The following is a 7693-nucleotide window of genomic DNA, read 5'->3' on the forward strand; positions in this document are numbered from 1 at the left end:
GCACCCGGTGCAGCAGCCGGTCCAGGAAGAGTCCCAGCAGTAGTGCCGCCACGCCGTCGGTGAGCCAGTGGAGCCCGGAGCCGGGTGGGCTCCCCCGAAAACCCGCAGTAGAGCCTCAGAGCCGATAAACAACCGCGTCGCCGACGTCCTCCCGGGTGATGCCGAGCGATTCCACCGGAGCATCGATGGCGAGCTCCCACGGTGTGCCCGGCACCTGCCCGCGCAGCAGCACCACAGTGCGGACGCCGTACAAGCGCAGATACTCGACGCTGGTCCGGTCGGGGAACGACTGACTCGCCCGACGGACGTCGTCGAGCTGACGCGGCGTGAAGCCGCTACCGCCGTTGACCACGTCGGGGAAACCACTCGTCGACCAGAGCATCACGTGCTGGTCCAGACTCTGGTTGCTGGGCAGCACCAGCAGCGGCCCCTGCGCCGACCGCATCGCGGCCGGCTGGGTCGGCACCACCGGATGCGGCGTGGTGTTCAGACCCTCGACGGTCACCAGCAGCAACGGCAGCAGGGTGGCCATCCGCAGCCACGGCCCCGGCCACGACGGGATCCGCTGCGCGGTCAACTCGCGGACCCGGTCGGTGAGCGCGGTGACCGCGCCGGCAGCGAGCAGGCCGAGCAACAACGTGGTCCACAACATCAACCGACCAGGGGTACGCAACGCGCTCCAGCCCGGCACGTGCTCGAAGAGCGGCACGTAGGTGACAGTGCCGTCGAAGAAGCGGGTGCCCATCGCGAAGGCCATGGTCACCAGCACCCCGGCGAGCAACAGCAGTCGGTGCCGCAGCCGCCAGGCCGAGAAGAACAATCCGCCCAGGGCGAGCGCGTAGAGCACGAAGCCCGGCAGCAGGGTCATCTCCGGATGCCACGGCAGCGCGGCGCGAGCGCCCTCGTGCAGACCACCCCAGATCCGCGACTCGGAGGGCGCCGTCACGAAACCCGACGCCGGAGGCGAGAAGATGCTGATGTCGGCGATGGTCCGCTCGGCGTACGGATGCAGCTTGGTCACCTGGAAGAACGGGTACGCCATCAGCGCACCCACACCCGCGAAGAACAACCCGCCGAGCACGTCGGCGACGAACAACCGACGACCGAACGGCACGGGCTGCCGGGTGCGCAGCCGCCGCGTGTAGAAGAGGACGACAGCGACCAGCACCGCGCCGGCCAGGAAGTACGCGAACGGCAGCCCGATGCCGAAGCCGAGGCTGAGCTGCCAGGCCGCCACCAGCCAACCGGCGTAGACCCACCCGTCGTGCCGGCGCTCGGGCCGATAGCCGTGCCGCAGTGACCAGCCGTGCCCGCGCGCCAACATTGCCAGCGCCAGCGGAATCCCGCCGTTGGAGATCACGTGCAGGTGCCCCGCCTGAGCCAGCAGCCACGGCGCGTACGTGTAGCTGACGCCGGCGACGGCGGCACCGATCCGGCCGGCCCCGAGCTGGCGGGCCAGCGCGTACGCCCCGAGCGTGGCGAGCGCGTGCGCCAGCACGAACATGATGTTGTAGCGCAGCAACGCGTCCTCGGGGCCGCTGCCGAGCATCCCGGCCGGGGCGTACCCGAGCAGGGTGTCGGAGAACGCGAAGCTCCACAGCTCGGGGAAGAACGTGTTGGACTGCCACAGACGCGCCGGGTCGGCCAGCAGGATGTGCCCGGACCAGGCCATCTGCCACGCCTGCAGGCTCGGGTCCCAGTAGTCCTGGGGAAGCGTGTAGCGGGGATAGCGCAGGGTCGGCCAGGTCATCAGCACGGCCAGCGCCACCGAGCAGAGGGTGGCCAGGGTCCACTCGTGGATCAGGAAGCGGCCGACGGCTCGGCCCGCCCGGGTGAAGACGGAGGGCCGCGGCTCCGGCGCGGAGGCGAACGCCTCCCAACGGTCCGCAACGACCGGCGTGGCCGCACCGTCGGTCTTCGTGTCACCGTCGGCCTTGCCCGCTCTCTTGCCCTTACCCGCCCAACGCCACCACCTCGTCGGCGGCGGCTTGGCTTCGGCCGCAGCGCCTTGCGTAGGGCTGTCCTTGCCGTCCTTGGGCGGAGCGCTGGACTCGGCGTCCTCGCTCCCCTTGCTGTCCTTGGCCGGGGTGCCGTCCTTGCCGTCCTCGCTCCCCTTGCCGCCGTTGCTGTCCTCGCTGCCCGTGGCTGGGGAGTTGTCCTTGCTGTCCTTGGCCGCGGTGCCGCTCTTGCTGTCCTTGCCGTCCTTGGCGGGGACACTGTCCTTGGCCGCGGTGCCGTTCACGGCCGCGGTGCCGTTCACGGCCGGGGCGGCCGCCGTGCTCTCGGTCTCCGCGGGGCTCTCGCCGAAGCGGGTGTCGGAGGAGCGAGCTGGCTGGGCTGGGGCACCCGACCCGGATGCGGCAGCAGGTCGGCTCTCGGCGTCCGAGCCGGCGGGGGTGGGCCGGGCCTTCCCGGTCCCGGGCTGTCCGGTGGTCATGCTGCCGGGCTCGCCGTCCCGAGCTGCTGACGGAGGAAGTCGATGTCGGCCGCCTGGCCGTCCACACCGCCCGGTGTCTCGACGACCACCGGAGCTCCGGCCGCCCGGATCACCGCGACGACCAGCTCCGGGTCGATCGTGCCGCCGCCCAGGTTGTCGTGCCGGTCCTGGCCGGAGTTGAACCCGCCCTTGGAGTTGTTGGCGTGCACCAGGTCGATCCGCCCGGTGATCGCCTTGACGCGGTCGACGAGGCCGAGCAGCTCCTCGCCACCCGCGTACGCGTGGCAGGTGTCCAGGCAGAAGCCGACCTCGTAGTCGCCCACGGCGTCCCAGAGCCGGGCGAGCGCGTCCAGTCGCCGGGCGCACGCGTTGTCCCCGCCGGCGGTGTTCTCGATCAGGACCGGTACGCCGAAGCCACCGGAGTCGGCTGCGTACGCGAATGTCTTGCGCCAGTTGTCGAAGCCGACGGCCAGATCGTCCCCGGCGTTGACGTGCCCCCCGTGGACGATCAGGCCCTTGGCCCCGATCGAGGTGGCCGCGTTGGCGTGCCCGAGCAGCAGCTTTCGGCTGGGGATCCGGATGCGGTTGTTGAGGGTGGCGACGTTGATGACGTACGGCGCGTGCACGTACAGGTCGACCTCGGCCGTGCGTAGCCGCTCGGCGTCTTCCCGGGGCTTGGGCGCCTTCCATCCCTGTGGATCGGCGAGGAAGAACTGCACGGTGTCGGCGGACCGGGCGGCCGCCTCCGCCAGCGGGTCGGTCGAATCGACGTGGGCTCCGATACGCATGCGAGCGAGCCTACGTCGCGAGCCCGACCGGCGGGTGGCGGCCGGGCGGTGTCGTGGGGTGGTCGCGTCACCGGCCGGACCGACGATCGTTGATGCGTGTGAACCGGCGACCAGTGCCCGGTGCCTCCGGCGGCGTGAATGCGCCGTGGCAGGCCACCGGAGGGTCGACGGCCGACAGCGAGGTCACCTCCGCCGTGCGGCCCGGCGCGGCGGAGGAGACCCCCGCATCTCAGACAGCCACCGATGGAAATCTCGGCAATTTGTGCTTTTCCCCCCGACAAGGTACGAGTGCTGTTGTATCGTCAGGTAACAACACGATAAAGCTCCGCGGGGCGTCTTCGGTCCAACCTCATCGGTGTGGTCGTTCCTCCCCAGGTCCCACCCAAGGAATGCGGACCAGACGCCTCGCGGCCTCGTAGACGGGGGTCCATCATCGGCCGACAGACGGTCGGACGGTGGGCCCCCGTCGGCATGTCCGCGTGCTGACCTACCACCCCGGGCATGATCGTTGAGACCGGGTATCCTGGTCAGGTTGTCCGCGTCCGGCCGGGTTCCCTCGGCGCGTGCGGGCAGCGACACAAGACCTCCTGCCACGGAAGGACCGTGGCCGCTTAGCCCACAGGAGGTGAGCACGTCTTGCGTCATTACGAGATCATGGTGATCCTCGACCCCAGCCTCGAGGAACGCACCGTCGCCCCGTCGCTCGACACGTACCTGAACGTGATTCGGACCGCGGGTGGCTCGGTTGAGAAGACCGACGTGTGGGGCCGCCGGCGCCTCGCGTACGAGATCAACAAAAAGGCAGAGGGCATCTACGCCGTCGTCGACTTGCAGGCCACGCCTGCTGCGGTGGCCGAGCTGGACCGTCAGCTGCGACTCAACGAGTCCGTGCTGCGCACCAAGGTCCTCCGACCGGAAATGCGCTAAGCCTTCAACCCCCGGTTCGTCCGGATCAGCCTCCGCGACTCTGTCAGAGGGCTCTGGCAGCCTGTACGACGAGACGCTGAGTGCGCGAGGAGATGGTCATGGCAGGAGACACCACCATCACGGTCATCGGCAATCTGACCGATGACCCCGAGTTGCGGTTCACCCCCTCCGGGGCTGCGGTCGCCAAGTTCCGAGTCGCTTCGACGCCCCGTTTCATGGACAAGGCGTCGAACGAATGGAAGGACGGCGAGCCGCTGTTCCTCGCTTGCACCGTCTGGCGTCAGGCCGCCGAGCACGTCGCCGAGTCGCTGCAGCGCGGCGCCCGGGTGATCGTGTCGGGTCGGCTGCGTCAGCGGTCGTACGAGACCCGCGAGGGTGAGAAGCGCACCGTCATCGAGCTCGAGGTCGACGAGATCGGCCCGTCGCTGCGCTACGCCACGGCAAAGGTGCAGAAGATGTCCCGCTCCGGCGGTGGCGGCGGCGGCTTCGGTGGCGGCGGTGGTGGTGGCAACCAGGGTGGCGGCGGAGGCAACTTCGACGACCCTTGGGCTTCGGCCGCTCCCTCTCCCGCGCGTGCCGGTTCGGGCGCCAATTTTGACGAGGAGCCACCGTTCTAATGGCGCCTAGCGCTCGCGATCGCAAACCAGGAGCACGTGCAACGGCCAAGGCTGCGGCACTGCGCAAGCCGAAGAAGAAGGTGAACCCGCTCGACAAGGACGGGATCGCCTACATCGATTACAAGGACACCGCGCTGCTGCGCAAGTTCATCTCCGATCGCGGCAAGATCCGCGCTCGTCGGGTGACCGGCGTGACCTCGCAGCAGCAGCGGCAGATCGCCCGTGCGGTCAAGAACGCCCGTGAGATGGCGCTCCTGCCGTACACGGCCACCACCCGCTGAGAGGAGGCACCGATATGAAGATCATCCTGACTCAGGAAGTGTCCGGCCTCGGTGCCCCAGGCGACATCGTCGAGGTCAAGAACGGCTACGGCCGTAACTACCTGCTGCCGCAGGGCTTCGCGATCGCCTGGACCAAGGGCGCGGAAAAGCAGGTCACGGTTATCAAGCGGGCCCGTGGGGCTCGCGAGATCCGCGACCTCGACCACGCCAACGAGGTCAAGGCTCAGCTCGAGGGTCTCAAGGTCAACCTGAAGGTCCGCGCCGGCGACGGCGGACGGCTCTTCGGCTCGGTCACCCCGGCCGAGATCGTCGACGCCGTCAAGACGGCCAGCGGCCCGGTCCTCGACCGGCGTCGGCTGGAGGTGCCCGGTCACATCAAGTCGACCGGCACCTACCCGGTGAAGATCAAGCTGCACCCCGAGGTGACCGCGTCGTTCAACCTGAACGTCGTTCAGGGCTGACGTCCGCAACACCACCACGAGGGCCCGCACCGAGCAATCGGTGCGGGCCCTCGTGCGTACGTCGTCAGTCGACCCCGTCAGGGCCTGGCAAATGGGCACATCCGAGCCGGGCAGCCCCGAGCCGCAGGGCGGTCACCCGATCGGCTGGCCGGTCACCGCGCTGATCAGCACCGTGGACAGGCCGCCGCCCACCACCGCGGCGGCGACGGCGATGGTCGCCGAGCGCCACGTCGTGCCCACCCGACGCAGTAGAGCCGCCACGACCAGACTGCTCACCAACGCGAGACCGAAACGTGGCGAGCCGGCGAGGAGCGACTCCAACGCGCGTGACCGGGCCGAGTCACAGCCACCTCCACTGATGTCGGTCACACAACCGGCCGGCGCCTGGCCGTCCAACGTCAACAGCCAGACGAAGATCAGCATCGCGGGCACCAGATAGCAGGCGGCCGTGTACAGCAACGGCCGGACCGAGCCGCCCGGATCCGGGTCGAGTAGATCGTCCTCAAGACGCCGAGAGAACGCACCGGTGGCCGCCGATTCGACCCGCCGCCGCACCGACGCTGCCCCGACCGCAGGCCGGTCCGCCCGACGGCGTGACGCTCCACCGGTCGGCACGGGCGCGCTGCGTGGGCGCGGAGCGGTGTAGCCCACCACCGGTGACCTGGGCGCCGACGTCGTCGGATCCATCCACCGGGGGTCGTCATCGGCCAGCCGGGTGCCGGGCCAGAACCCCTCGTCCCGTGCCGGCCAACCCTCCGCAGGCACCGGTCGGTCAGAACGCGGCGCCAGCGTACGGTCCCACTGGTCGTCCTCGATGGCGGACCGCTCCCACTGGCCGGTGCGGTCGGACCGCTCCCAACCACCGACGCTCTCCACCGCCGACCACTGCTCACTCAGGTCCGTGCCAGCCGCCGACGGCCACGCGTGCACGCCCGAGGCGTCCCACGGATCCACAGCGGGCGGATACGACGGCTCGGGCTCAACCACCCGGTCGGAGCCCCGGACCCACGGGTCAGCCGGCGGACGCGACCAGGACTCCTCGGCCGCACGACGGCTGCGCCGGGTGGGACGCCGCACCTCCGGCTCGGGCGCGGGCTCGCTCGGGGTGGACTCCAGATCGCCACCTGACCAGACCACCTGCGGACGGCCTGTGGACGCACGACGAGGACGGCGTTCCTGGACCGTGCCGGAGACCGGATCGTCCTCCCCGCTGTCGGCGCGACGACGGCCCGCGTACCCCTGCTCCTGCGGACGGTCGAGGGTCCACTCCCGAGTGTGGTCCGAGTCGGGCGCGGCGCCGATCGCCGCCTGCCCACGCCACCCTGTCTCGCCGCCCCGCCGCCGGCCGCTCGCTGACTCGGCCGACCGCCGCCCAGCACCGGACGTGGGTATCTCGCGCTCGTCCTCGTCCGGGGCCGCGTGGCGTCCACCGCCGTCGGCGTGCCGGACACCCGACTCCAGGGCCCACCGAGGCAGGTAGGCGTCGACGGGCTCGTCCTGGCCGCGGTCCAACGCACGCCGTCGGCTGGAGGTGCGGTAGCGCCCCTCCTCGTCGTACGGCTCAACCGGAAGGGACGCCGCGCGCTCACTCCACGAGGCGGTCGGCGGGCGCTCGCGCGGGCTGCCATCCCCGCGTCCCCAGTCCCGGTAACTCACGGCCGGAGTGTGACCCTTCTGAACCCAAAGCGGAATCCGCTGTCCAGGTGTAGCCGTTCGCTGGAGATAGTACGGGACGATCGTGTCACAGAGCCGACCGAAATATCTTCCTCCACAGGCTGGGGAGCATGTTTTCGCAGGTCAGGCAGTTGTGAGGAAGAATTCCCCAACAGTTATCCACAGGTTGTGCACACTCCACGCACATGCTGTCCACCGGCATCCACAGGTTGTCCCGAGGCTCGTCCACCGGTGTTGTTGAGTCTCTGACCTCGGGGTCCGTATGGTTGGCCCTCGACCGCCGGCCTGATGGCCCCCGATCGGCCGGCCTGGTCGGACGGAAGCGTCGTACCCCAGCGGTAGAGCTGGGATCGGGTTCGGCGCAGTGGAGGGGGGACCCGTGTCGGTCACTGACGACATGCGGGCAGATTCACGCTCCGGCGGAGGCCAACCACCGGCGCAGCGGGACGGCCAGTTCGACAAGACCCCACCGCAGGACGTGGCAGCCGAGCAGTGCGTCCTCGGCGGC

The 7693-nt window shown here is 70.0% G+C and carries 7 protein-coding genes; 4 read left to right on the top strand and 3 right to left on the bottom strand.

All coding sequences use genetic code 11. The features are described 5' to 3' along the window. Window positions 1-115 precede the first annotated feature (115 nt). Both ACWCO3_RS28120 and ACWCO3_RS28125 read right to left on the bottom strand, forming a co-directional pair. The gene (locus tag ACWCO3_RS28120) at window positions 116-2437 is read right to left on the bottom strand and encodes a hypothetical protein (RefSeq protein ID WP_450012897.1); all 2322 of its coding nucleotides are present in this window, start codon (window positions 2435-2437) and stop codon (window positions 116-118) included. Beyond that, window positions 2434-3225 carry a deoxyribonuclease IV gene (locus ACWCO3_RS28125; RefSeq protein ID WP_145778353.1) on the bottom strand — a complete coding sequence of 264 codons (792 nt, stop codon included), beginning with the start codon at window positions 3223-3225 and terminating at the stop codon, window positions 2434-2436. The genes ACWCO3_RS28120 and ACWCO3_RS28125 overlap by 4 nt, the downstream gene beginning before the upstream one ends. A gap of 636 nt (window positions 3226-3861) precedes the next feature. Between ACWCO3_RS28125 and rpsF the strand changes: the two genes are divergently transcribed. The 4 genes from rpsF to rplI all read left to right on the top strand — a co-directional run bounded on the left by rpsF (window position 3862) and on the right by rplI (window position 5511). Next, on the top strand, window positions 3862-4152 hold the full coding sequence (gene rpsF / locus ACWCO3_RS28130) for a 30S ribosomal protein S6 (RefSeq protein WP_036411437.1): 291 nt from the start codon (window positions 3862-3864) through the stop codon (window positions 4150-4152). An 80-nt stretch (window positions 4153-4232) separates the two neighbouring features. Beyond that, the gene (locus ACWCO3_RS28135; RefSeq protein WP_181518404.1) at window positions 4233-4769 is read left to right on the top strand and encodes a single-stranded DNA-binding protein; all 537 of its coding nucleotides are present in this window, start codon (window positions 4233-4235) and stop codon (window positions 4767-4769) included. Continuing rightward, window positions 4769-5050 carry a 30S ribosomal protein S18 gene (gene rpsR, locus ACWCO3_RS28140; RefSeq protein ID WP_051723758.1) on the top strand — a complete coding sequence of 94 codons (282 nt, stop codon included), beginning with the start codon at window positions 4769-4771 and terminating at the stop codon, window positions 5048-5050. The genes ACWCO3_RS28135 and rpsR overlap by 1 nt, the downstream gene beginning before the upstream one ends. Before the next feature lie 14 nt (window positions 5051-5064). Further along, window positions 5065-5511: a 50S ribosomal protein L9 gene (rplI, locus tag ACWCO3_RS28145; RefSeq protein WP_145778354.1), complete on the top strand. Its 447-nt coding sequence runs from the start codon at window positions 5065-5067 to the stop codon at window positions 5509-5511. Window positions 5512-5643: 132 nt separating this feature from the next. Here the strand turns inward: rplI and ACWCO3_RS28150 are convergent, their stop codons facing one another. Next, window positions 5644-7167 (bottom strand): hypothetical protein, encoded by a 1524-nt coding sequence (locus ACWCO3_RS28150; protein ID WP_450012899.1) that lies wholly within the window; start codon window positions 7165-7167, stop codon window positions 5644-5646. Between the last annotated feature and the right edge of the window lie 526 nt (window positions 7168-7693).

The sequence above is a fragment of the Micromonospora sp. NPDC002411 genome, assembly GCF_053592955.1.

Bases quoted from the DNA above. Each gene is read 5' to 3' on its own strand.
- ACWCO3_RS28120 (WP_450012897.1), bottom strand. From the start codon at position 2,437: ATGACCACCGGACAGCCCGGGACCGGGAAGGCCCGGCCCACCCCCGCC.
- ACWCO3_RS28125 (WP_145778353.1), bottom strand. From the start codon at position 3,225: ATGCGTATCGGAGCCCACGTCGATTCGACCGACCCGCTGGCGGAGGCG.
- rpsR (WP_051723758.1), top strand. From the start codon at position 4,769: ATGGCGCCTAGCGCTCGCGATCGCAAACCAGGAGCACGTGCAACGGCC.
- rplI (WP_145778354.1), top strand. From the start codon at position 5,065: ATGAAGATCATCCTGACTCAGGAAGTGTCCGGCCTCGGTGCCCCAGGC.